At 75.0% G+C, this 23,170-nt stretch carries 19 protein-coding genes and 1 pseudogene; 6 read left to right on the top strand and 14 right to left on the bottom strand.

Features of this window, described 5'->3' with window-relative positions:
• Positions 1 to 52 precede the first annotated feature (52 nt).
• The 4 genes from deoC to ACI8AK_RS01295 are packed head-to-tail and all read left to right on the top strand — an operon-like array spanning position 53 to position 4,930.
• Positions 53 to 1,048: a deoxyribose-phosphate aldolase gene (gene deoC / locus ACI8AK_RS01310; RefSeq protein WP_387987553.1), complete on the top strand. Its 996-nt coding sequence runs from the start codon at positions 53 to 55 to the stop codon at positions 1,046 to 1,048.
• Complete coding sequence (locus ACI8AK_RS01305) at positions 1,048 to 2,499, top strand: aldehyde dehydrogenase family protein (protein WP_387987555.1); 1,452 nt, start codon at positions 1,048 to 1,050, stop codon at positions 2,497 to 2,499. Before deoC ends, ACI8AK_RS01305 begins: the two co-directional genes overlap by 1 nt.
• On the top strand, positions 2,496 to 3,362 hold the full coding sequence (locus tag ACI8AK_RS01300; protein WP_456954886.1) for an aldehyde dehydrogenase family protein: 867 nt from the start codon (positions 2,496 to 2,498) through the stop codon (positions 3,360 to 3,362). The genes ACI8AK_RS01305 and ACI8AK_RS01300 overlap by 4 nt, the downstream gene beginning before the upstream one ends.
• A 44-nt stretch (positions 3,363 to 3,406) precedes the next feature.
• Positions 3,407 to 4,930, top strand: a complete 1,524-nt coding sequence (locus ACI8AK_RS01295) for a hypothetical protein (RefSeq protein ID WP_456954885.1) — start codon at positions 3,407 to 3,409, stop codon at positions 4,928 to 4,930.
• Positions 4,931 to 5,218: 288 nt separating this feature from the next.
• Here ACI8AK_RS01295 and ACI8AK_RS01290 read toward each other — a convergent pair whose 3' ends face one another.
• From ACI8AK_RS01290 to ACI8AK_RS01245, 10 genes are all read right to left on the bottom strand, one after another.
• Positions 5,219 to 6,664, bottom strand: a complete 1,446-nt coding sequence (locus ACI8AK_RS01290; protein WP_456954884.1) for a DEAD/DEAH box helicase — start codon at positions 6,662 to 6,664, stop codon at positions 5,219 to 5,221.
• 225 nt (positions 6,665 to 6,889) lie between these two features.
• On the bottom strand, positions 6,890 to 7,966 hold the full coding sequence (locus ACI8AK_RS01285; protein ID WP_456954883.1) for an adenosine deaminase: 1,077 nt from the start codon (positions 7,964 to 7,966) through the stop codon (positions 6,890 to 6,892).
• Positions 7,967 to 7,975: 9 nt separating this feature from the next.
• Entirely contained in the window at positions 7,976 to 8,803 is an 828-nt protein-coding gene (locus ACI8AK_RS01280; protein ID WP_387987564.1) for an ABC transporter permease, read from the bottom strand.
• Positions 8,800 to 9,708 (bottom strand): ABC transporter ATP-binding protein, encoded by a 909-nt coding sequence (locus ACI8AK_RS01275; RefSeq protein WP_387987566.1) that lies wholly within the window; start codon positions 9,706 to 9,708, stop codon positions 8,800 to 8,802. The genes ACI8AK_RS01280 and ACI8AK_RS01275 overlap by 4 nt, the downstream gene beginning before the upstream one ends.
• A 155-nt stretch (positions 9,709 to 9,863) precedes the next feature.
• Positions 9,864 to 11,144 carry a thymidine phosphorylase gene (locus ACI8AK_RS01270; RefSeq protein WP_456954882.1) on the bottom strand — a complete coding sequence of 427 codons (1,281 nt, stop codon included), beginning with the start codon at positions 11,142 to 11,144 and terminating at the stop codon, positions 9,864 to 9,866.
• Positions 11,144 to 11,560, bottom strand: a complete 417-nt coding sequence (locus tag ACI8AK_RS01265) for a cytidine deaminase (protein ID WP_387987570.1) — start codon at positions 11,558 to 11,560, stop codon at positions 11,144 to 11,146. The genes ACI8AK_RS01270 and ACI8AK_RS01265 overlap by 1 nt, the downstream gene beginning before the upstream one ends.
• Positions 11,561 to 12,838 (bottom strand): ABC transporter permease, encoded by a 1,278-nt coding sequence (locus tag ACI8AK_RS01260; RefSeq protein WP_387987572.1) that lies wholly within the window; start codon positions 12,836 to 12,838, stop codon positions 11,561 to 11,563. It lies immediately after the preceding gene.
• Positions 12,835 to 14,046: an ABC transporter permease gene (locus ACI8AK_RS01255; protein ID WP_456954881.1), complete on the bottom strand. Its 1,212-nt coding sequence runs from the start codon at positions 14,044 to 14,046 to the stop codon at positions 12,835 to 12,837. The genes ACI8AK_RS01260 and ACI8AK_RS01255 overlap by 4 nt, the downstream gene beginning before the upstream one ends.
• Positions 14,043 to 15,611: an ABC transporter ATP-binding protein gene (locus tag ACI8AK_RS01250; RefSeq protein ID WP_387987576.1), complete on the bottom strand. Its 1,569-nt coding sequence runs from the start codon at positions 15,609 to 15,611 to the stop codon at positions 14,043 to 14,045. Before ACI8AK_RS01250 ends, ACI8AK_RS01255 begins: the two co-directional genes overlap by 4 nt.
• 234 nt (positions 15,612 to 15,845) lie before the next feature.
• Positions 15,846 to 16,910, bottom strand: coding sequence for a BMP family lipoprotein (locus ACI8AK_RS01245; RefSeq protein WP_387987578.1), 1,065 nt, complete (start codon positions 16,908 to 16,910; stop codon positions 15,846 to 15,848).
• 247 nt (positions 16,911 to 17,157) lie between these two features.
• Between ACI8AK_RS01245 and ACI8AK_RS01240 the strand changes: the two genes are divergently transcribed.
• Positions 17,158 to 18,489, top strand: a complete 1,332-nt coding sequence (locus ACI8AK_RS01240; protein WP_456901359.1) for a D-alanyl-D-alanine carboxypeptidase family protein — start codon at positions 17,158 to 17,160, stop codon at positions 18,487 to 18,489.
• 31 nt (positions 18,490 to 18,520) lie between these two features.
• On the opposite strand, the pseudogene ACI8AK_RS01235 reads toward ACI8AK_RS01240, so the two are convergent.
• The 4 genes and pseudogenes from ACI8AK_RS01235 to hisC form a co-directional block, all read right to left on the bottom strand.
• Positions 18,521 to 19,210 (bottom strand): annotated as a pseudogene (locus ACI8AK_RS01235) (YihY/virulence factor BrkB family protein); the annotation flags it as partial.
• A gap of 222 nt (positions 19,211 to 19,432) precedes the next feature.
• Positions 19,433 to 20,002, bottom strand: a complete 570-nt coding sequence (locus ACI8AK_RS01230) for a 2'-5' RNA ligase family protein (protein ID WP_456954880.1) — start codon at positions 20,000 to 20,002, stop codon at positions 19,433 to 19,435.
• A complete protein-coding gene (trpS, locus tag ACI8AK_RS01225) occupies positions 19,999 to 21,018 on the bottom strand; it encodes a tryptophan--tRNA ligase (RefSeq protein WP_456901360.1) in 1,020 nt (339 codons plus the stop codon). Before trpS ends, ACI8AK_RS01230 begins: the two co-directional genes overlap by 4 nt.
• Positions 21,019 to 21,033: 15 nt before the next feature.
• Positions 21,034 to 22,170: a histidinol-phosphate transaminase gene (hisC, locus tag ACI8AK_RS01220; RefSeq protein WP_387987586.1), complete on the bottom strand. Its 1,137-nt coding sequence runs from the start codon at positions 22,168 to 22,170 to the stop codon at positions 21,034 to 21,036.
• Between the two features lie 42 nt (positions 22,171 to 22,212).
• Between hisC and galE the strand changes: the two genes are divergently transcribed.
• Complete coding sequence (gene galE, locus ACI8AK_RS01215; RefSeq protein WP_387987588.1) at positions 22,213 to 23,169, top strand: UDP-glucose 4-epimerase GalE; 957 nt, start codon at positions 22,213 to 22,215, stop codon at positions 23,167 to 23,169.
• Position 23,170 lies beyond the last annotated feature (1 nt).

Here is a 23,170-nt window from a genome sequence, read left to right as displayed (position 1 = left end):
CCCCGGGTGACCGCGGTCCCGGAGTGGCCGATCGCACTGGGAGGATGGGCGCATGACCCACGTGCTCGATCCCGGGACGCTGGCGGCCGGGACCCGGCCCGGCCCGGGGCCCGGGGCGCCGTTCGACGACGTGACCCGCTCGGACGCCGCCCTCCGCGCCTTCCTGCACGGCCTGCCCGGCGTCGACCAGGTGGGGGCCGAGCAGCGCGCCGCCACCCTCGGCACCCGCTCGATCAAGACCACGGCCAAGGCCTGGGCGATCGACACCGCGATCTCGATGGTCGACCTGACCACCCTCGAGGGCGCCGACACCCCCGGCAAGGTCCGCTCGCTGGCCGCCAAGGCCCGCCGCCCCGACCCCGAGGACCCGACCGCCCCGTCGGTCGCCGCCGTCTGCGTCTACGGCGACCTGGCGGGCGTCGCGCGGGAGGCCCTGGCGGGCACCGGCATCCACGTCGCCGCCGTCGCCACCGCCTTCCCCAGCGGCCGCGCCAGCCGGGAGGTCAAGCTCGCCGACGTCCGCGACGCCGTGGGCAACGGCGCTGACGAGATCGACATGGTCATCGACCGGGGCGCGTTCCTGTCCGGCCGCTACCTGGAGGTGTTCGACGAGGTCGTCGCGGTCAAGGAGGCGTGCGGGGACGCGCACCTCAAGGTCATCCTCGAGACCGGCGAGCTGGTCACCTACGACAACGCCCGCCGCGCCTCGTGGCTGGCGATGCTCGCCGGGGCCGACTTCATCAAGACCTCCACCGGCAAGATCTCCCCCGCGGCCACCCTGCCGGTGTGCCTGGTGATGCTCGAGGCGGTCCGCGACTTCCGCGCCGCCACCGGCCGGCAGGTCGGCGTCAAGCCCGCCGGCGGCATCCGCACCACCAAGGACGCGATCAAGCACCTGGTGCTCGTCAACGAGACCGTCGGCGCCGACTGGCTGTCCCCCGACTGGTTCCGCCTCGGCGCCTCCAGCCTCCTCAACGACCTGCTCCTGCAGCGGCAGAAGCTGCGCACCGGCCACTACTCCGGCCCCGACCACGTGAGCGTCGACTGATGACCACCAGCCCCCTGTTCGAGTACGCCCCCGCCCCCGAGTCCCGGTCGATCGTCGACGTCGCGCCGTCCTACGGCCTGTTCGTCGACGGCGAGTTCGTCGACGGCTCCGGCGAGACCATGAAGACGGTCAACCCGGCCACCGAGGAGGTGCTCAGCGAGGTCGCGGTGGGCACCGAGGCCGACGTCGACCGTGCCGTGAGGGCCGCCCGCCGCGCGTACACCCGCGTGTGGGGCCCGATGCGCCCGGCCGACCGCGGCAAGTACCTGTTCCGGATCGCGCGGATCCTGCAGGAGCGGGCCCGCGAGTTCGCCGTCCTGGAGTCCCTGGACAACGGCAAGCCGATCCGGGAGTCCCGCGACGTCGACGTCCCCCTGGCCGCGGCGCACTTCTTCTACCACGCGGGCTGGGCCGACAAGCTCGCCTACGCGGGCCTCGGGACCGACCCGCGGCCGCACGGCGTGGCCGGCCAGGTCATCCCGTGGAACTTCCCGCTGCTGATGCTGGCGTGGAAGGTCGCCCCGGCGCTGGCCACCGGCAACACCGTCGTCCTCAAGCCGGCCGAGACCACCCCGCTGACCGCGCTGCTGTTCGCCGAGGTGTGCCGGCAGGCCGACCTGCCGCCGGGCGTGGTCAACGTCGTCACCGGCGCCGGCGACACCGGCCGGGCCGTCGTCGAGCACGAGGACGTCGACAAGGTCGCGTTCACCGGCTCGACCGAGGTCGGCCGCTCGATCGCCCGCGCCGTCGCCGGCACCCGCAAGGCGCTGACCCTGGAGCTCGGCGGCAAGGCGGCCAACATCGTCTTCGACGACGCCCCGATCGACCAGGCCGTCGAGGGCATCGTGCGCGGCATCTTCTTCAACCAGGGCCACGTCTGCTGCGCGGGCTCCCGGCTGCTGGTGCAGGAGTCGGTCCACGACGAGGTCATCGCCTCGCTGCAGCGGCGGATCGGCACGCTGCGGGTGGGCGACCCGCTGGACAAGAACACCGACATCGGCGCGATCAACTCGGCCGAGCAGCTCGCCCGCATCCGGGAGCTGTCGGAGATCGGCGAGGCGGAGGGCGCGCAGCGCTGGCAGCCGGCCTGCGACCTGCCCGACCGCGGCTTCTGGTTCCCGCCGACGGTGTTCACCGACGTCTCCCCCGCCCACCGGATCGCCCGCGACGAGGTGTTCGGCCCGGTGCTGTCGGTGCTGACCTTCCGCACGCCCGACGAGGCGGTGGCCAAGGCCAACAACAGCACCTACGGGCTGTCGGCCGGCATCTGGACCGAGAAGGGCTCGCGGATCCTCGCGATCGCCGACCGGCTGCGCGCCGGCGTGGTCTGGGCCAACACGTTCAACCAGTTCGACCCGACGTCGCCCTTCGGCGGCTACAAGCAGTCCGGCTACGGCCGCGAGGGCGGCCGGCACGGGCTGGCCGCGTACCTGAAGGAGAGCTCCCGGTGAGCGACCGTCTCGCGGTCCGCAAGACCTACAAGCTGTACGTGAACGGGGCCTTCCCGCGCTCGGAGTCCGGCCGCACCTACGAGGTCGCCGACGCCCGGGGCGCGTTCCTCGCCAACGCGGCGCTGGCCTCCCGCAAGGACGCCCGCGACGCCGTGGTCGCCGCGCGGGCCGCGTTCGGGAAGTGGTCGCGCGCGACCGCCTACAACCGCGGCCAGGTCCTGTACCGGGTCGCGGAGGTGATGGAGGGCCGGCACGCGCAGTTCTGCGAGGAGGTCGCCGCCGGCGAGGGGCTGTCGGCCGGCCGCGCCCGCGCCGTCGTGGACGCCGCCGTCGACCGCTGGGTCTGGTACGCCGGGTGGACCGACAAGCTGGCCGCCGTCCTGGGCAGCGCCAACCCGGTCGCGGGGCCGTTCTTCGACTTCTCCCTGCCGGAGCCGACCGGCGTCGTCGCGGTCCTCGCCCCGCAGCGCTCGTCGCTGCTCGGCCTGGTCAGCGTGCTGGCGCCGGTGCTCGCGGGCGGCAACACCGCCGTCGTCGTCAGCTCGCACGAGCGCCCGCTGCCGGCGGTCACCCTCGGCGAGGTGCTGGCCACCAGCGACGTCCCCGGCGGCGTGGTCAACCTGCTCACCGGCGACGCCGGCGAGATCGGCCCCTGGCTGGCCGAGCACGACGACGTCGACGCCGTCGACCTGACCGGCGCGCCCGCCGGCCGGGCCATGGAGCTCGAGCGGCTGGCGGCCGGCAGCATCAAGCGGGTGCTGCGCCCGCCGGCGGAGGAGCCGGACTGGACCGCAGACCCCGGCACCGGCCGGATGACGCGGTTCCTGGAGACCAAGACGGTGTGGCACCCGAAGGGGGTCTGAAACCCCCGGGTGCGCTCCCGGGCGCACCGGGCAGGATGGGCTCCGTGGCCAGGCCCAGCATCGTCCCCATCGCCCTCACCGTCGACGACCGCACGGGCTACACCCTGTGGGCGCCGCCGTGGGAGGAGGACGGCGAGGAGTGGCAGGCCTTCCTCGGCACCTCCGAGGGGGAGACCGCCACGGTCCACCTCTTCCCCACCCCGGCCGCACTCGCCGCGTTCTGCCGCACCGCCACCGACCACGACCTCGCCGACCACCCGGTCTGGCCGGTCGTGGTCGGGCTGGGCGCGGCGGACCTGACGCCCGACGACGACCACCGCTACGACCTCGACGGCGTCTACGACATCGCCGCCGAGAACCCGGACCGGTGGGCGGTCGAGGAGCTCGCGGCCACCATCGACATCGTCAGCCGGCTGGCCGAGTGCCTGGACACCGCCGGGGACGACGACGAGGACGGCGCGACCTCCTCGCGGGCCGGCGCGGACGACGACGAGGACGCCGACGAGGACACCGACGAGGACACCGACGAGGACACCGACGAGGACACCGACGAGGAGACCGAGTTCCCCTCCCTCGCCGAGCTGGTGGCCCGGCCGGAGATCGGGTCGCTCGGCCTCGGGGTCGACGCGTTCGTCGGCCGCTCGGGCGAGGACGCCTGGATCGGCGTCGGCGGCGCGCTCGACGAGCTGTGGGAGGACGTCCTCGAGGAGCTCTCGGCGCACCTCGACTGGACCGGCGCCGGCACCACCACCCTGGAGGCCTACCCCTCGGCCGCCGACGAGGACGAGACCGACGACGAGGAGCTGACCGACGAGGACCTGACCGACGAGGACCCGTCCGAGGCCGCGCGCGCCGGCCGCGGCGCGGGGGCCACCGTCGCGCGGGGCCCGGACGGCTCGGGCGACCGCCCGGCCGCGGGCGCGGTGGCCGCCGCACCGGCGGAGGCGGCCACCGCCGGGGTGAGCACCATCCGCGGCGGCAGCCGGATCACCGCCACCCCCGCCGCGGTCACCGCGGCGGCGGAGTTCTGGGAGGCCGTCGGCATCCTCCCGGTCGAGCTCGTCGTCCCCGAGGGCGCCGGCGTGACGCTGCGCTGCTACGTGGAGGACGTCGCCCGGTTCCTCGGCCGCGACGGCGAGGTCTACCTGTTCGACACCCCGGCCGACCTCGCCCGGTTCTGCGCCGGCGACGAGCAGCACGACCTCACCGAGATCGCATCCTGGCCCGAGGTGGCCGACACCGACGTCATGCCGCTGCCGGCCGAGCAGGACCGCTACGACCTCACCGAGCTGTCCGAGGTGCTCGCCGAGGTGGCCGGGGGCGCGGCGGGCCTGGTCGACCACCGGGTGTTCGCCCAGCCGGTCGAGGGCGTGCGCGACGTCGCCGAGTACGCGGGCCTCACCCGGGTCGACGAGCTGCTCGCCCCCACCGCGCCGCTGGGCCGGGCGGTGGCGCGCGGCGAGCGGGAGCCCGGCGCCACCCTGCGCGCCGAGGACGCCGCTCCGCTGCGGGAGGCCTGGGACGAGGTCGTCGCCCAGGTCGGCGGGGCGCTGGTCTTCCGCCACTGACGGACGTGCCCCGGGCTCCGCACCCGGGCACGGCCAGGCGGCCGGGACCTCCCTGCCGTGAGCTCGTGCTCTGCCCACGGGTGGGGGCAGAGCACGAGCGTCCAGCGGAGCACTCCGCCTCTCCCCTTCGTGCTCTGCCCACGGGTGGGGGCAGAGCACGAGCGACCACGGAACAGCACAGCGGCCGGCCCCGGGAGTCCCGGGACCGGCCGTGGTGAGGTGCTGGAACGCCCCGCGTCAGGGACCCGCCGCGGGCGTGCCAGCGGTGGGGGGACGCGGGGTCCTCCGTCAGTCGCGCGCGGGCGCGGGGCGGTCGGACCGCCCGCCGCGGTGGCCCTCGCCGGGGCCGCGGTAGCGGTCGCGGTCGCCGGAGGGCCGGCGCGGCCGGTCGTCACGGCGGCCGCGGTCGCCCTCGCCGTAGGAGCGGCGGGGCCGGTCGCCGTCGCGGCGCGGACGCCGGCCGCCGGGGCCGCCGTGCGGGCGGCGCAACTCGCGGGCCGGCCGCTCGACCGGCTCCACCGGCACGCCGCTGGCGACGAGCTCGGCGATCGGGGCGTCGCCCGGCCGGATGCGGTCGACCTGCGGGTCCACCTTCGCCTGCCGGAACCGCCGCTTGGCCTGACCGACCTGGTCGGGCAGCAGCAGCGAGACCACGACGCCGCCGGCGCCGGCGCGGGCGGTGCGGCCCGAGCGGTGCAGGTAGGTCTTGTGGTCGGCCGGCGGGTCGTAGTGCAGGACCAGCGAGACGTCGTCGACGTGGATGCCGCGGGCGGCGACGTCGGTGGCCACCAGCACGGGGCTGCGGGCGTCGGTGAACGCCTCGAGCGCCCGCCGGCGGGCCGACTGCGGCAGCCCGCCGTGGATCGCCTCGGCCTTGATGCCGACGGCCTGCAGGTTCTCGGTGAGCCGGTCGACGCCGAGCTGGGTGCGGGCGAACACGATCGTGCGGCCCGGCCGCGCGGCCAGCTCCTGGGTCACCGGCACCTTGTCGCGGAAGGCGACGCTGTAGGCCAGGTGCTCGGCCGGCGGGGCGTCGTCGCCGGCGCGCTTGACCTCGTGCCGCGCGGGGTCGGTCAGGTAGCGGCGGACCAGCGTGTCCACCTCGCCGTCCAGCGTGGCCGAGAACAGCAGCCGCTGGGCGTCGGGACGGGTCTGGTCGAGCAGCTCCTGCACGACGGGCAGGAAGCCGAGGTCGGACATGAAGTCGGCCTCGTCGACGACGCTGACCTCGACGTCGGCGAGGGTGACCTCGCGCTGGCCGATCAGGTCCTGCAGCCGGCCGGGGGTGGCGACGACGACGTCGACGCCGCGGCGCAGCTGGGAGATCTGGCGCCCCATCGAGGCGCCGCCGTAGACGGTGGCGAACTGGGCACCGACGGCCTGGCCGAGCGGGGCCAGGTTGTCGGAGACCTGCTGGGCGAGCTCGCGCGTGGGCACGAGCACCAGCGCGCGCGGGGCGCGGGGGCCGCGGCGGGCGGTGAGGCCCATGCGGGCGAGCATCGGCAGGCCGAAGGCCAGGGTCTTGCCGGACCCGGTCGCCGCCTTGCCCAGCACGTCGCGCCCGGTGAGGGCGTCGGGCAGGACGGAGGCCTGGATGGCGAAGGGCGCGCGGATGCCGCGCCGCTCGAGGGCGGTCACCAGCTGCTGGGGCAGGCCCAGCTGGGCGAACGTGGGGCCCGCCGGGGCGGGGGTGTCGAGGGTGCTCTGGACGTCGACGGTGTCGGACGTGGTCATGCGGGGGTGGGGACTCCGATACAGCTCGGGCGCGTCCCGTGGTGGTGCGCGGGCGCCGTCAGTCGGCGTCCTCACTGGCGATCGCGGGCGTCGTGGGACGCGGCGGATCTGCACGGATGCGCTCATGCCCGGACGGACCGTCCGGGAGGATGTCCGGCGAGTGCCGGCACACCCACGGTAACAGCGGCGGCCGGTCCGCCCTTCCGCAGCGGGCGGTGGCCGTGATCACCCGCGGAGGGCGGCGTACCCCGGGCGGACGACGTCGTCGAGCAGCCGGGCCCGCTCGGCGTCGTCGGTGAACGCCGCGGCCAGCGCCCGCTCGGTGACCGTCTGGAGGTCGTCCCAGCCCCAGCCGTGGGCGGCGGCGACGTCGGTCAGCTCGCTGGTCACCGAGACGCCGCTCATGAGCCGGTTGTCGGTGTTCACCGTGACGGCGAAGCCCAGCCGGTGCAGCCGACCCACCGGGTGCCGCGCGATCGAGGGGTAGGCGCCGGTCTGCACGTTCGACGACGGCGCGACCTCCAGCGGCACCTGCTCGTCGAGGACCCGCCGCGCCAGCGGGCCGAGCGGGCCCTCCATCGGCACCTCGTCGGCGATCCGCACGCCGTGGCCGAGCCGCTCGGCGCGGGCGCCGTCCAGCGCGGCCCGAATGCTGTCGACGCCGGCCGCCTCGCCGGCGTGGACGGTGCGGTGCGCGCCGGCGCGGTCGAGCAGCGCGATCGCCCCGGGGATCCGGTCCGGCGGGAAGCCGATCTCCGGCCCGGCCAGGTCGAAGCCGACGACGCCGGCGTCCCGGTACCGGACGACGAGGCCGGCGACCTCCTCCCAGCGGTCCTCCTGCCGCATCGCGCACAGCAGCGCGCCGACCGTGATCGGCGTCCCCGCCACGGCCGCCTCGGCGCTGCCCGCGGCGAACCCGTCGAGGATCGCCTCCACGGCCTCCTCGATCGGGGTGCCGCCCGCCGTCACCAGCTCCGGCGCCATGCGGACCTCGGCGTACACGACGCCGTCGGCGGCGAGGTCGAGGGCGCACTCGCGGGCCACCCGCCGCACCGCCTCGGGCCGCTGCATCACCCCGACGGTGTGCGCGAACGTCTCCAGGTACCGCACCAGCGAGCCGGAGTCGGCGGCCTCCCGGAACCAGGTCCCCAGCGCCTCCGCGTCGTGGGCGGGGAGGGCGCGGTAGCCCGCCTCGTCGGCGAGCTCGAGCACCGTCTGCGGACGCAGCCCGCCGTCGAGGTGGTCGTGCAGGAGGACCTTGGGCGCGCGGCGGACCGAGTCGGCGTCGAGTGGTGCGGGCACCACCCGACGCTATCTCGTGCCGCGCTCCTGCCAGCGGAAGGTCAGGACGCAGAGCACCAGACCGGCGGCGCACCACACGGCCAGCACCAGCGCCACCCGCCCGAGCTCCCAGGACCCGGCCGGCTCCTGCGCGGCGAGCGCGTCGGGGAGGAAGACCGAGCGCAGGCCCTGCGCCATCCACTTGAGCGGGAACAGCGACGCGACCGTCTGCATCCAGCCCGGCACCTGGCTGAACTGGAAGAAGACGCCGGAGATGAACTGCAGCACCAGGGCGATCGGCGTGACCGTGGCCGACGCCGACCGGCCGTTGCGCGCGAGGCTGGACACGGCGATGCCGAGCAGCGTGCACGCCGCGGCGCCGAGCGCGGTCACCCAGGCGAAGGTCAGCCAGTCGCGGCCCGAGGGCAGGTCGACGTCGTAGAAGACCGCCCCGACCGCCAGCAGGACCACGATGATCAGCACCGTGACGGCGAGGACCTGCACGACCTTGCCGACGAAGTAGGCGCTGCGCGGCATCGGGGTGCCGTAGAGGCCCTTGAGCGTGCCGTCGGCGCGTTCGGTGGCGATCGAGATCGCCATGTTCTGCAGGCTGGCCCCGAGGATGCCGGCGGCGATCACACCGGCCAGGAAGTACTGGACGAAGCTGACCCCGCTGCCGAGGTCGTAGTCGAGCACCGCGCCGAACACCACGAGCAGCAGCACGGGGAAGACGAGGGTGAACACCACCGACTCGCGCTGCCGGAAGAACTCCTTGAGCTCCACCCCGGCGCGGGAGCGGTAGACGGCGGGCAGCGACGGCAGCGCCGTCCGCCCCCGGGTGACGGTTCCGGCGCTCACGCGCGGGCCTCCCCGATCATCTGCAGGTACACGTCCTCGAGGGTCGGGCGGGCCACCGCCAGGTCGGGCACCTCGCCGGGGAAGCGGGCGGACAGCGCGGAGACGAACGCCGTCGGGGTCGCGGTGGCCTCGCTGTGCCGGACGCCGTCCTCGGTCCAGCTGACCACCGCCGGCGCACGCCCGCGGCCGCCCAGCTCCGAGGGGACGGCGACCTCGGCCAGCCGCCCGTGCGCGATGACGCCGACCCGGTCGGCCAGTGCCTCGGCCTCGTCCAGGTAGTGGGTGGTGAGCAGCATCGTGGTGCCGAGGTCGCGCAGCGAGCGGATCAGCGACCAGAACTGCCGCCGCGCCTCGGGGTCGAAGCCGGTGGTCGGCTCGTCGAGGAACAGCAGCGAGGGGCGGCCGACGATGCCGAGCGCGACGTCGAGCCGGCGGCGCTGGCCGCCCGACAGCGAGCGGCCGCGGGCGCGGGCCTTCCCGGTCAGCCCGACCAGCTCGAGCACCTCGTCGGGGTCGCGCGGGTCGGGGTAGTAGGACGCCTGCGCGCGCAACAGCTCGCGGCAGGTCAGCTGGCTGTCCCCGGCGCCGGACTGCAGCACGATGCCCAGCTGCGCCTTCCACCGGCGCCCGCCCGAGGCCGGGTCGGTGCCGAGCACCCGCACCTCGCCGCCGTCGCGGTCGCGGAAGCCCTCGCAGATCTCGACCGTCGTCGTCTTGCCGGCGCCGTTGGGGCCGAGCAGCGCGAAGATCTCGCCGCGCCGGATGTCGAGGTCCAGGCCGTCGACGGCGGTCGCGGTGCCGTAGCGCTTCACCAGCCCGCGGACGGAGATCGCCGCGTCCGGATCGAGGGGCTCCCCGGCGCGCGGGGCGGCGGTGGAGGTCGGTACCGCGGACGTGCTGGTCACGAGGACCCAGTGTCCTCTCCGATCGCGGCCCCGCGCCGACCGCCCTGGCCCGGCCCTCCTGCGGGGGCCCGCCGCCGGCCCCGTCCCGAGGCTCACCGCGAGCCTGCGAGGGGTGAGGAGGACGGGGTCCTTCTGGGGTGGGGCAGGAGGGCCCCTCAGGCGGAGATGCGGTCGATCAGCAGGGGCAGCGGCTCGTCGCCGGTGTCGACGCCGAGCGCACCCTCCAGCGCCTCCAGCGCCCGCGGGATGCGCGCGGCGTCGTCGGTGTGCAGCTCGAGCAGCGGCTGGCCCTCGGTCACCCGCTCCCCCACCGTCGCCGTCCAGGTGACGCCGGCGGCTGCGGAGACCGGGTCCTCCTTGCGTGCGCGGCCGGCGCCCAGCCGCCAGGCGGCGACGCCCAGGGCGTAGGCGTCCAGGCGGGTGAGCGTGCCGGTGGCCGGGGCGGTCACCACGTGCTTCTCCGCCGGCTGCGGCAGCGGCGCGTCGGGGTCGCCGCCCTGCGCGGCGACCATCCGCCGCCACACGTCCATCGCCCGGCCGTCGCGCAGCGCGTCGGCGGGGTCGACGTCGGGGCGCCCGGCGCCGGTGAGCATCTCCCGCGCCAGGGCCAGGGTCAGCTCGACGACGTCGGCGGGGCCGCCGCCGGCGAGGACCTCCACCGACTCGGCGACCTCGACGGCGTTGCCGGCGGCGCGGCCCAGCGGCCGGTCCATCGCGGTCACCAGCGCCACGGTGCTCACCCCGGCCGCCTCGCCGAGGCCGACCATGGTGCGGGCCAGCTCGCGGGAGGACTCGGGGTCCTTCATGAACGCCCCCGAGCCGGTCTTGACGTCGAGCACCAGCGCGTCCGCGCCCTCGGCGATCTTCTTGCTCATGATCGAGCTGGCGATCAGCGGGATCGACTCGACCGTCGCGGTCACGTCGCGCAGCGCGTAGAGCTTCTTGTCCGCCGGCGCGAGGTCGTGCCCGGCGGCGCAGATCACCGCGCCCACCTCGGCGAGCTGCCGCAGGTAGGCCTCCTCGTGCACGTCGGCCCGCCAGCCGGGGATCGACTCGAGCTTGTCCAGCGTGCCGCCGGTGTGGCCCAGGCCCCGGCCCGACAGCTGCGGCACCGCGACGCCGCAGGCGGCGACCAGCGGCGCGAGCGGCAGGGTGGTCTTGTCGCCGACGCCGCCGGTGGAGTGCTTGTCGGCGGTCGGCCGGCCCAGCGGGGACAGGTCCTTGCGCTCGCCGGAGTCGATCATCGCCTGCGTCCACACCGAGAGCTCGCCGGCGGACATGCCCCGGAAGAACACCGCCATGAGCAGCGCGCTCATCTGCTCGTCGGGGATCGTGCCGTCGGTGTAGGCGCTGATCACCCAGCGGATCTGCTCGTCGGTGAGCCGGTCGCCGTCGCGCTTGGCGCGCAGCACGTCGATGGCGTCGAACGCGGCCATCAGCCCTGCCCCCGCTCCGCCGCGGCGACCAGGTCGTCGGGGCCGAAGGCGTCGGGCAGCACCTCGCGCATCGGCACGATGCCCAGTGACACCGTCTCGATGAGCATGTCGGCGCCGCCGTGCTCCCACAGCAGCTGCCGGCACCGGCCGCACGGCATGAGCGGCTGCCCGTCCCCGCCGACGCAGGCCACCGCGACCAGCCGGCCGCCGCCGGTGCGGGCGAGGTCGCTGACCATCCCGCACTCGGCGCACAGGCCCAAGCCGTAGCTGGCGTTCTCGACGTTGCAGCCGGTGACCACCCGGCCGTCGTCGACCAGCCCGGCCACGCCCACGGGGAACCGCGAGTACGGCGCGTAGGCGTGCGTCATGGCCTCCCGGGCCGCGCCGCGCAGCGCGTCCCAGTCGACGTCCGCCATCTAGTGCTCTCCTCTTCGGTAGACCAGCCCGTCGGCCTTGGGCATCCGCAGCCGTTGGGACGCCAGCGACAGCACCAGCAGCGTGGTCAGGTGCGGGGTGAAGAAGACGATCCCCTCCGGCAGCCGGTCGATGGTGAGGAACCCGACCAGCGAGGCGGCGGCGAAGACCCCGGCGATCCCGGCGACCAGCCACCTCCCGCGCCGCGCCTGCACGACCGCCAGGACGGCGAGGAGGACGGCGATGAGCAGCAGCAGGGCCACCACCGCGGTCTGGCTGCGCAGTTGCAGCGCGTCGGCGAACCCGAACAGGCCCGCCCCGGCCGCCAGCCCGCCGGGACGCCAGTTGCCGAAGATCAGGGCGGCCAGGCCGATGAAGCCTCGGCCACCGGTCTGACCCTCGCGGTAGATGCCCGCGACGAACACGAGGAAGACGCCGCCGAGGCCGGCCAGCGCGCCGGAGACGACCACGGCGAGGTACTTCAGCCGGTAGACCGGCACGCCCAGGGAGTCCGCGGCGGCCGGGTTCTCGCCGCACGAGCGCAGCCGCAGGCCGAAGGCCGTCCGCCACAGCAGCAGGTACGACACCGGGACCAGGAGCACGGCGAGCAGGGTCAGCAGTCCCACGCCGCTGGTCAGCCCGCGCAGCAGGCCGGCCAGGTCGCTGACCAGGAACCAGTGCTGCCGTTCCAGGTCGCCGAGCAGGTCCGGTCCCGAGGACAGCACCGGCAGCGAGAACGACGGCGGGTCGCTGGCCAGGGACGGCGACTGCGTCGGGCCGCCGCCGGTCTCCTCGTTGAACAGCAGCTCGGACAGGAAGCGGACGACGCCCTCGGCGAGGATGTTGATCGCGACGCCGGAGACCACGTGGTCGACGCCGAACGTCACCGTGGCGACCGCGTGCAGCAGACCGCCGGCCGCGCCGAAGACCACGCCGCCGATGACCGCGCCGGCCCAGCCCCACTGGTAGCCGGCCCAGCCCGCGCCCCAGGTGCCGAGGACCATCATCCCCTCGAGGCCGATGTTCACCACGCCCGCGCGCTCGGACCACAGCCCGCCGAGCGCCGCCAGGCCGATGGGGACGGCGAGCAGCAGCGCGGCCCGGAGCGTCGAGGACGAGGTGAGCTCCTGCTCGCCCGAGACGACGCGGACCAGCGAGAACAGCAGCCACAGCCCGACGAGCACCCACAGCACCCGCCGCGCCGGGCCGCCGCCGGTCAGCAGGTCGGTCAGCGGGCCGCGGCTGGGCTGACCGGTACGGGTCGTCGCCGTCGTGCTCATGCTCGTGCTCCCTGCTGGTCCCCGGGCACACCGGCGCGGACCTGCTGCCCGCCGTCCGGGGCGGGAGGCGGCGGCACCGCTCCGTCCCCGCCGCCGTCCGGTCCCGGACCGGCCGACGCGCCGGCCCGCTCGGCCGAGCGCAGCGCCAGCCGCCGGGCGATCTCGTTGGCGATCACGACGGCGAGCACGATCGTGCCCTGGATGATCGTGACGACCGAGGACGGGATGTCGGCGAACTGCAGGGGCAGTGCCGCCCGGTCGAGGAAGGCGAACAGCAGCGCGGCCAGCGCGATGCCCACCGGGGTGCTGCGGCCCAGCAGGGCGACGGCGATGCCGAGGAAGCCGAGGCCGGCGGTGAACTCGGTGCCGTAGTCGTACTGCGAGCCGAGCAGGTCGGGCAGGCCGATCAGGCCGGCGATCGCGCCGGAGATGAGCATGGTCTTCACGACCATGCGCCGGGCGTCGACGCCGCTGGCGGTGGCCGCGGAGGGCGACAGGCCGGTGGCGCGCAGGTCGAACCCGAAGCGGGTGCGCTTGATCAGCACCGCGACGACGACCCCCACCACGATCGCGACCAGCAGGAAGCCGTAGAGACCGCTGCGCGGCGCGGCCAGGCCCAGCCCGGTGAGCAGCCCGTTGAGGCTCGGGAAGCGGCCGGACTCGGGGATCTCCGCGGTCGTGATGATCGAGGCGCCCGGCGGGCTGCCCCGCAGCGGGCCGGTCAGCAGGAACGACGCCAGGCCCAGCGCGATGAAGTTGAGCATGATCGAGCTGATGACCTCGCTGACGCCGCGGGTCACCTTGAGCACGCCGACGATGCCGGCCCACAGCGCCCCGACCACCATCGCGACGACCACGACGAGCAGCACGTGCAGCGGGCCCGGCAGCACGACGGCCGCGCCGACCGCGGCGGCCAGGATGGTGGCCAGCCGGTACTGACCCTCGACGCCGATGTTGAACAGGCCCATCCGGAACGCGACCGCGACGGCCAGCCCGGCGAGGAACAGCGGCACCGCCCGGTTGAGGATCACGACGATCGACTGCACCTGCTGCGAGGGGGTGGTGCCGAGGTCGACCATCACCCCGAACGCCTCGAACGGGTTCTGGCCGATGAGGGCGATGACCACCGCGGAGATGACCAGGGCGACCAGGACCGCGAGCACCGGGCCCAGCAGGGAGAGCCCCACCCGGCGGAGGACGCCGTTCACGCCGCACCCGCCGTCGTCCGCGCGCCGGTCATGTGCCCGCCGAGCTCCTCGGGGGTCACCCGCCGCGGGTCGAGGGTGGCCACCAGCCGGCCGCGGAGCATGACGTGCAGCGTGTCCGACAGGCCGATGAGCTCGTCGAGGTCGGCGGAGACGAGCACGATCCCGAGTCCCTCCGCGCGGGCGTCCTTGAGCAGCTCCCAGATCACCGACTGGGCGCCGACGTCGACGCCGCGGGTCGGGTGGGCGGCGATCAGCAGCCGCGGCGCGGCGCTCATCTCGCGCCCGACGATCAGCTTCTGCTGGTTGCCGCCGGAGAGGGCGACGGCCAGCGTGTCCGGACCGGGCGCGCGCACGTCGTACTCCCGCATGATCCGCGCGGTGTCGGCGCGGGCGCCGCGCCGGTCGATGAAGGGCCCCTTCACGGCCGGCGGGCGGGTCTGGTGGCCGAGGATGCGGTTCTCCCAGAGCGGCGCGTCCAGCAGCATGCCCTGGCGGTGCCGGTCCTCGGGGATGAAGCCGACGCCGGCCTCCCGGCGGGCGCGGGTGCTCCAGCCGGTGACGTCCTCCGTCCCGAGGACGACCGACCCGGCAGCCAGCGGGCGCAGCCCCATGATCGCGTCGACGAGCTCGGCCTGGCCGTTGCCCTCGACCCCGGCGATGCCGACGACCTCGCCCTCCCGCACGGTGAGCGTGACGTCGTCCACCACGGGGCGGTGCCCCACGTCGGTGACGGTGACGCCGGTCAGCTGCAGCACGGGGGTCTCGCGGACGGTGGACTCGCGGGTCTCCGGGGTGGGCAGCTCGGCGCCGACCATCAGCTCGGCCAGCTGCCTGGCCGTCGTCGTCCTCGGGTCGGCCGTGCCGACCGTGGTGCCGCGCCGGATGACCGTGATCGAGTCGGCGACGCGGCGCACCTCGTCGAGCTTGTGCGAGATGAAGATGACCGTCAGGCCCTCGCGCTTGAGCTCGGCGAGGTTGGCGAACAGCTCGTCGACCTCCTGCGGCACGAGCACGGCGGTCGGCTCGTCGAGGATCAGGGTCCGCGCGTTGCGGTAGAGGACCTTGGCGATCTCGACCCGCTGCCGGTCGCCGACGCCGAGGTCCTCGACCAGCGCGTCGGGCCGCAGTCCGAGGGAGTAGCGGTCGGAGATGTCGGTGATCCGGCGGCGCGCCTCGGCGAGGTCCAGCCGGCCGCGCCGGGTGGGCTCGCTGCCGAGGACGACGTTCTCCAGGACGGTGAAGTTGTCGGCCAGCATGAAGTGCTGGTGGACCATGCCGATGCCCGCCGCGATGGCGTCGGCCGGGCTGCGGAAGGTCACCTCGCGGCCGTCGACGAGGACCTGCCCCTCGTCGGGGCGGTGCTCGCCGTAGAGGGTCTTCATCAGCGTCGACTTGCCGGCGCCGTTCTCGCCCACGATGGCGTGCACCTCGCCGCGACGGACCCGCAGCTCGATGTCCCGGTTCGCCACCACGCCGGGGAAGCGCTTGGTGATCCCGCGCAGCTCGACGGCGAGGGGGACGTCACCCGCCGCCGGACTGTCTGCTGGCGAGTCCGCTGGTGCCATGCCGGCATCTCCTCGCTGTGGCCCGCCGGTGGGCGGGAGGTCACTTCGGACGGCTCCGGCGCGCGGGATCAGCCGCTGCGCCGGGCTTCGGGGCCCTGGGGCCGTGCGTATGGTGCCCTACCCACCGGGCTCCGTCCGAGCCCGGGGCGGCCCCGGCGCACCGCGGGCCCGGGCGTTCCCGCCCGGGCCCGCGTCGCAGGGTGGATCAGTCGTGCGGGCAGACCCGCACGAGGGTCACTCGATCGTCGTCGGGACCGTGATGGTGCCGTCGATGATCTGCTGCGCGTACCCGTCGATGTCCTGCTGGATGTCGTCGATGTAGCCGCCCGACGTGGACAGGCCCACGCCCTCGCCCTCCAGGTCGTAGCGGACGTCGGCAGCGCCCTCCACGGTGCCCTCGGAGAACTCGTTGATGAACGCCTCCACCGCGTTGTCGACCCGCTTGAGCATCGAGGTCATGATCACGGCCTGCAGCGCCGGGTCGTCGACCGTCTGGTACTGGTCGGAGTCGACGCCGATGGCGCGCTTGCCGGCGCTCGCGGCGGCCTGGAAGACGCCGACACCCGAGCCACCGGCCGCGTGGTAGACGATGTCGGCCCCGGCGTCGTACATGCCCTGGGCGACGATCTGGCCGCGGGCCGGGTCGTTGAAGCCGCTGAAGTCACCGGCCGGCGAGATGTACTGCCGGTCGATGACGATCTGCGGGTTGACCGCCTGGGCACCGGCCACGTAGCCGGCCTCGAACTTCTCGATCAGCGGGCTCTCCACGCCGCCGACGAAGCCGATGTGGGCGCTCTCGCTCTTCAGCGCGGCGGCGACGCCGGCCAGGAACGACCCCTGCTCCTCGGCGAAGACCAGCCCGGTGACGTTGTCGCCCTTGGCGCCGTCCTCGTTGGACCCGTCGACCTGCGCGAACGTGGTGTCGGGGAACTGCGGCGCGACCTCGGCGATGACGTCGTCGTAGTTGAAGCCGACGGCGATGACCGGGTTGAAGCCCTGCTCGGCCAGCTGGGTGAGCAGCTCGGCGCGGTTGGAGGCGTCGTCGTTGGGGCTGAGCTCCTGCAGCTCGCCGCCGAGGGCCTCGACGGCCGCCGACGCACCGGCGTAGGCGGAGTCGTTGAACGACCGGTCACCGCGGCCGCCGGTGTCGTAGGCGAGGCCGACGCGCAGCTCCTCGGTGGCGGTGCCGCCACCCTCGCCGCCGCCACCGGCGGCGGGCTCGTCGCTGGCACAGGCCGCCAGGGCCATGCTGCCGGCCAGCAGCAGCGCTGCGGCCTTCATCTTCCGCGCTCGGCGCAAGACGATCTCCTCTCTGGAGGGAGCTGCCCGCGCAGGACGCGGAGGGCGCTCCCGTGGGTCCTGGTCGCGGCCGCCCGCGGGCGGCCGCCCGGACGTGGACGACCCCGGCACGCTAACCGCGGTCTCCGGGCAGGCCGCCATGCCTGCGGCGGACCGAGACGGGATCGTTGTGAAGCGGCCCGGATCCGTGGCCCCCGCCACTGCGCCCGGTCCCCGCAGGTGCCCCCGCCGGGGCTAGCGTCCCCTCGTGCGGCGACGACGGGGTGCGCTCGCGGCCGTCCTGGCCGTGCTGGCCGTCCTCCTCGGGGGCGGCCCGGCGGTGGCCGCCCCGGACCCCGCGCGGCCCACCGCCGACCCCGCCGCCCCGACCCCGACCGCGCCGCTGCCCGGCGGCCCGCCGCAGGGCGAGGGCCCCGGTGGGGTCACCGTGGGCGGGGAGGGCCTGGACACCCGCGGCACGGTCGTCGTCGACGGCGCGCCACCGCTGCCGGCCGACGTCGTCGCGGCCGGGTGGCTCGTGGCCGACGCCGGCACCGGCGACGTCCTGGCCGCCCGCGACCCGCACGGCCGCTACTACCCGGCGAGCACGCTCAAGACGCTGACGCTGCTCACCCTGGCCCACCGGCTGGACCCGGCGGCGGTGGTCGCCGGCACCGTCGAGGACGAGGCGATGGAGGGCAGCAAGGTCGGGATCGTCGTCGGCGGCCACTACCCGGTCGGGCTGCTGTTCCAGGCGCTGGTGATGCAGTCGGGCAACGACGCGGCCAACGCGCTGGCCCGGGCGTTCGGCGGGACGGCGGCCACCGTGGACGCGATGAACGCCACCGCCCTGGAGATGGGCGCCTTCGACACGGTCGCGGGCTCGCCGTCGGGCCTCGACGTCGCCGGCCAGTCCTCCTCGCCCTACGACCTCGCGCTGTTCTTCCGGGCGCTGGTCGCCGACCCGTTCACCGCCGGGATCCTGCTGACGCCGACGGCGCAGATGCCCGGCGTCGAGGGCCGCTCGCCCGGCTTCCAGATCCAGAACGAGAACCCGCTGGCCGGCTACCCGGGGACCCTGGGCGGCAAGACCGGCTTCACCGACGCCGCCCGGCACACCTTCGTCACCGCCGCCGAGCGCGACGGGCGGCGGCTGGTGGTCAGCGTCATGGGCACCGAGAACGTGCCGCGCCGGGCCTCCGACCAGGCCGCGCTGCTGCTCGACTGGGGCTTCACGGTGCCGCCGTCGCTGGGCGGCGTCGGCACCCTGGTCGACTCCGCCGCCGACGTCGTCCCTCCCGAGCCGACGACGACCGCCGCCCCCTCCCCCGCCGGGCCGGCGGAGGTCGCCGCCGGCCCGGCGGACCCGGCTCCCCCGGCCGACGACGGCCCGCCGGCCCTGGGCGCGGTGGCGCTCGGCGCGGCGGCGGTCGCGGTGGTGGCCGCGACGCTCATCGGCCGGCGGCGGGCGGTGCGCCGGGCTCCGCGGGGACCGGCGGGTCCACAGGCCCGGCGGGGCGCTCGGGACCGGCGGGGACCTCCGGGGCGGTCGGGACCGTCCGCTCCAGGGCCGGGAGGGTCGCCGTCCACGCCGCGGTGAAGAACGCGAAGCGGGCCACGAGGTTGATCCAGACGAGGATGCCGACCGCGCCGCCGAACGCCGACGAGGTGACGCTGCCGGAGATCAGGGACAGGTAGAGGCTGCCGGCCAGCTTCATCAGCTCGAAGCCGGCCGCGCCGAAGAGCGCACCGGGCAGCAGCAGCCGCAGCGGGTGCGACGTCGAGGGCACCACCCGCAGCAGCCACAGGAACACCAGGACGTCGCCGGTGAAGGCGAGCACGATGCCGAGCACGCTGCTGACGGCGCCCCAGCCGGGCGCGTCCTCGACGCCGAAGACCGTCAGGACGCCGTCGGCGGCCTGGGTGGCGAACCCGGTCAGGCCGATGCTGGCCAGCCCGGCCGCGCCGAGGGCGACCAGCGCGACGAGGTCGGCGAGGTTGTCCCGCCAGAACTCCGGCTCGTCGACCGTCCCCTTCCAGATGCGCTCCATGCCGATCCGCAGCTTGTCCATCGCACGCAGCCCGGCGTAGAGGAAGCCCGCGACGCCGATCAGGCCGGTGAGGCCGGCCGCGCTGACGGCCGAGCGCAGCTCCCGGACGATCTGCTCCCCGGTCTCGTCGGGGAACGCGTCGCGGATGGCGCCGTAGAGCTCCTTCTGCAGCAGCGCGTCCCCGGAGAGCACCAGCGCGATGACCGACGCGACCAGCAGCAGCACCGGGAACAGCCCGAGGAACACGAAGTAGGTGACGCCGGCGGCCATGAGGTCGCCCTGGGTCCGGGTGTAGCGCCCGCCGGCGCGGGCCAGGTGGTCGAACCAGGGCCGGCGGCGGCGCTGGGCGTCGACGACGGCGGTGATCCGGGAGCCGAGGCCGGCGATGCGGGACCAGGGCGCGCGGACGACGTCGGCGGCGCGCGGCCGTCCGTCCCGGGGTCCACCCACCGGTCCGAGTCTGGTCCCTGGCAGGGGGTGCCGCGCGGGGGCCTAGTGCGGCGGGCCGGTGAGCGGGTACTCGCGGGCGACCGCCCAGGTGCCCTCCGGGGTCTGCTCGAACTCGGTGAACGAGGTGACGCGGAACTCCGCGGAGAGGTCGCCGAGGCTGGTGTAGGCCAGCTCGAGCATGTCGCCCGGCACGTCGTGGGCCACGGTCACGTGCGGGTGGTACGGGTAGGTCAGCGAGCGGGCCAGCGGGCCGGACCGGACGTCGGTGGCCAGCAGCTCGCAGTTGCCGATGCCGCGCGCGACGGCGACGAACACGACGTCCGAGACCGGCGTGAACGTGCCGGTGCCCGACAGGTGCATGTCGAAGGGCGGGTGCGCCGCGGCGACGCGCCCCAGGTGCTCGGTGATGGCCGCCCGCTCGACGCAGGGCACCTCGGTGGGCGGCAGCAGCGTGACGTGCGGCGGCACGAAGCCCGCCTGCGGGTCGCCCACCTTGGCGCGCCAGTCGGTCAGCAGCTGCGCCCACGGCTCGGGGATCGGCACCAGGACCCCGACGACGGCGGTCTCCGGCGGCGCCACACGGCTGCGCGGGACGAAGGTGTCGTCGTTCACGACTCCGCCACCGGTGCCAGGAAGCCGACCCGCTCGTAGACCGCGCGGACGGTCCCCGCGGCCACCTCGCGCGCCCGGGCGGCACCGGCGGCCAGCAGCCGCTCGAGCTCGGCGCGGTCGTCGAGCAGCTCGTTGGTGCGCTCGCGGACCGGCGTCACGAACTCGGCGACGACCTCGGCGAGCTCCTTCTTCAGGTCGCCGTAGCCGCGCCCGGCGAAGCGCTCCTCGAGCTCCGCGACCGGCGTGCCCGACAGCGCGCTGTGGATGGCCAGCAGGTTGGTGACCCCGGGCTTGTTGACCGGGTCGGCCACGATCTCCCGGCCGGTGTCGGTGACCGCCGAGCGGATCTTCTTCGCCGTCACCTTCGGGTCGTCGAGCAGGAACACGCAGCCGGCCGGCGGCAGGCTCTTGCTCATCTTCTTGTCCGGCGACTGCAGGTCCATGATCCGCGCGCCGCCGGCCGGGACGAGGGTCTCCGGCAGGGTGAAGGTCTCGCCGAAGCGGCTGTTGAAGCGGGTGGCGAGGTCCCGGGTCAGCTCCAGGTGCTGGCGCTGGTCCTCACCCACCGGCACCTGGTCGGCCTGGTAGACGAGGATGTCGGCGGCCTGGAGGACCGGGTAGGTGAACAGCCCGACCGAGGCCGAGGCGGTGCCCTCGCGCTGGCTCTTGTCCTTGAACTGCGTCATCCGGCCGGCCTCGCCGAAGCCGGTGAGGCACTCGAGCACCCACGACAGCTGCAGGTGCTGGGGCACGTGGCTCTGCACGAACAGCGTGCTGCGCTGCGGGTCGACGCCGAGGGCCAGCAGCTGGGCGGCCGAGACCAGGGTGTTCCGGCGCAGCTCCTCGGGGTCCTGCGGCAGCGTGATCGCGTGCAGGTCGACGACGCAGTAGAAGGCCTCGGTCGTCTCCTGCAGCGCGACCCACTGGCGGAGCGCACCGAGGTGGTTGCCGAGGTGGAAGGAGCCCGCCGTCGGCTGGATGCCGGACAGGACACGGGGAAGAGGCACGACGGCCATCAAACCAGCCGGGCGCTAGGCGACCGGCGCGCCGGGGCGCACCGTGTCGGGGGTCGTGACGGCGAGCACGTCGTCGAGCGCGGCGAGGAACAGGGCGTCCTCCTCGGGCGTGCCGACGGTCACCCGGATCCCCTCGCCGGCGAACGGCCGGGTGATGACGCCGCGGGCCTCCAGCGCCGCGGCGGTCGCGGCGGACGGCTCTCCCAGCGGCAGCCACACGAAGTTGGCCTGGCTGTCGGGCACCGCCAGGCCGCGCCCGCGCAGGGCCGCGGTGAGCCGGTCGCGCTCGGCGACGACGGCGGCCACGCGGCGGCGGACCTCGTCCTGGCTGCCGAGCGCGGCGACGGCGGCGGCCTGGGCGAGCACCGAGACGCTGAACGGCACGTGCGTGCGGCGGACGGCGTCGGCGACGGCGGGGTCCTCCGCGACCAGGTAGCCGACCCGCAGGCCGGCCAGGCCCCAGGCCTTGGAGAACGTGCGCAGCACCGCGACGTTCGGGCGCCCGCGCATCAGCTCCAGGCCGTCGGGCACGTCGGGGTCGGTGACGAACTCGCGGTAGGCCTCGTCGAGCACGACCAGCACCGTGCCGGGCACCCGGTCGAGGAACCGCTCGAGCTCCGCCCGCCGGACCGCGGTGCCGGTCGGGTTGTTGGGGTTGCACACGAACAGCAGTCGGGTGTCGTCGTCCACCGCGGCGGCCAGCGCGTCGAGGTCGTGGGTGTCGGGGGCACCGCCGGGGACCGAGGGCACCAGCGGCACCTGGACGCCGCGCGCGCCGGCGACCTGTGCCAGCAGCGGGTACATCTCGAACGAGCGCCAGGCGAAGGCGATCGCCGTCCCGGGGTCGTTGAAGGCCTGGGCGAGCTGCTGGCAGAGCATGACCGCACCGCAGCCGGGGACCACCTGCGCCGGGTCGACGCCGTAGTGCTCCGCCAGCGCGGCGGTGAGGACGGCGGCCCCGTTGTCGGGGTACCGGTGGGTCTCCCCCGCCGTCTCCGCCAGTGCCCGCACGACCGCCGGCAGCGGCGGGAAGGGCACCTCGTTGCTGGCCAGCTTCACGGCGCGGTCGACGCCGAGCTCGCGCGCCAGGTCGGCCGGGTTGCGGCCGGGCTTGTAGGCCGGCAGCGCCTGCACCGCCGGACGTGCGCTCACCACGGACAGGTCCTCCCGGGCGACGGCTCCTAGGGTGGCCCCATGCGCGTTCTCGTCGCCGGTGGGGCCGGCTACATCGGCAGCGTAGTCACCGCCGCCCTCCTCGAGGGCGGCCACGAGGTCACCGTGCTCGACGACCTGTCGACCGGGCACGCCGACGCGGTGCCCGAGGGCGCCCGGTTCGTGCGGGCCACGCTGCAGGACTCGGCGCCGGTGCTGGCCGAGGTGCGGCCGGAGGCGGTGCTGCACTTCGCGGCGAAGAGCCTGGTCGGCGAGTCGCAGGTCAGGCCGGAGATCTACTGGGAGCACAACGTCGGCGGGTCGCTGGCGCTGCTCGAGGCGATGCGGGCGGTCGACTGCCGGCGGATCGTCTTCTCCTCCACCGCCGCCACCTACGGCGAGCCCGAGCAGGTGCCGATCCGCGAGGACGCGCAGACGCGGCCGACCAACACCTACGGCGCCACGAAGCTCGCCGTCGACGCGATGCTGACCTCGTACGCGACCGCCTACGACTTCGCCGCGGTGAGCCTGCGGTACTTCAACGTGGCCGGCGCCGCGTACGGCCTGGGCGAGCGGCACACCACCGAGACCCACCTCATCCCGATCGCGCTGCAGGTGGCGGCCGGGAAGCGCGAGGCGATGACGATCTACGGCGAGGACTACCCGACGCCGGACGGCACCTGCATCCGCGACTACATCCACGTCTCCGACCTCGCCGACGCGCACCTGCTCGCGCTGACCGCCCCGGAGCCGGGCGAGCACCGGATCTACAACCTGGGCAACGGCACCGGGTTCTCCGTGCAGCAGGTGGTGGACGCCGTCCGCGAGGTCACCGGGCACCCGGTGCCGGTGGAGGTGGGTGACCGGCGGGCCGGTGACCCGGCGCAGCTGGTGGCCTCCAGCGACCGCATCCGGGCGGACCTGGGCTGGACGCCGCGGCACCCCGACCTGGCCGGCATCGTGCGCGACGCGTGGGAGGTCGCGCAGAAGCGGGGCTGAC

This window comes from Geodermatophilus sp. SYSU D00867 (assembly GCF_054050315.1).
This window is presented reverse-complemented; position numbering and strand designations above follow the sequence as displayed.

Bases quoted from the DNA above. Each gene is read 5' to 3' on its own strand.
- deoC (WP_387987553.1), top strand. From the start codon at position 53: ATGACCCACGTGCTCGATCCCGGGACGCTGGCGGCCGGGACCCGGCCC.
- ACI8AK_RS01305 (WP_387987555.1), top strand. From the start codon at position 1,048: ATGACCACCAGCCCCCTGTTCGAGTACGCCCCCGCCCCCGAGTCCCGG.
- ACI8AK_RS01290 (WP_456954884.1), bottom strand. From the start codon at position 6,664: ATGACCACGTCCGACACCGTCGACGTCCAGAGCACCCTCGACACCCCC.
- ACI8AK_RS01270 (WP_456954882.1), bottom strand. From the start codon at position 11,144: ATGGCCGCGTTCGACGCCATCGACGTGCTGCGCGCCAAGCGCGACGGC.
- ACI8AK_RS01265 (WP_387987570.1), bottom strand. From the start codon at position 11,560: ATGGCGGACGTCGACTGGGACGCGCTGCGCGGCGCGGCCCGGGAGGCC.
- ACI8AK_RS01260 (WP_387987572.1), bottom strand. From the start codon at position 12,838: ATGAGCACGACGGCGACGACCCGTACCGGTCAGCCCAGCCGCGGCCCG.
- ACI8AK_RS01250 (WP_387987576.1), bottom strand. From the start codon at position 15,611: ATGGCACCAGCGGACTCGCCAGCAGACAGTCCGGCGGCGGGTGACGTC.
- trpS (WP_456901360.1), bottom strand. From the start codon at position 21,018: ATGGCCGTCGTGCCTCTTCCCCGTGTCCTGTCCGGCATCCAGCCGACG.
- galE (WP_387987588.1), top strand. From the start codon at position 22,213: ATGCGCGTTCTCGTCGCCGGTGGGGCCGGCTACATCGGCAGCGTAGTC.